General features: G+C 69.6%; 1 pseudogene. It reads right to left on the minus strand.

Annotated elements, in window-relative coordinates:
- Positions 1-373: pseudogene (locus RNC47_RS36870) on the minus strand (acyl-CoA dehydrogenase); the annotation flags it as partial.
- Positions 374-447: the final 74 nt, after the last annotated feature.

A 447-nucleotide genomic window follows, 5' to 3' on the forward strand; every position in this document is an offset into this window, starting at 1 on the left:
GATCGGAGTCGAACGGCTCGGGCCAGCGACCGTGGGTGTCCATCGGGGACCAGCCGTCGACGAAACCCATCAGAAAGAACGGCCGGCCCAGCACCTCGGGATCGGCGCACACCCCGACCGCGGCGGTGTGCGGGACCTCCGTGCCGTCGAGCGCCTCGATGATGCGCCACTCCCGCAGGATGCCCTTGTCCCGGTCCGGCGGGTCCCCGTCCGGCGGCATCCGCAGCACGCAGGTGTGCTCGCCGCGGCGGATCTCGTAGATGACGTTCTGGGGTCCGCCGGACAGGAAGCGGGCCTCGAGCGGCTCGCCCTTGCCCTCGAGCCCGGCGTTGTCCATCCAGTCGTCAAGGCGCGCCGTGTCGATTTCACTCACAGGTTGCCCACCTCGGCCTCAAGGTATTCGGCGTACTTCGCCTTGGCGGCGTCGCGCTTGCGGGGTATCCACTC

Source organism: Streptomyces millisiae (assembly GCF_031845425.1).
GTDB classification, from domain to species: Bacteria; Actinomycetota; Actinomycetes; order Streptomycetales; family Streptomycetaceae; genus Streptomyces; species Streptomyces millisiae.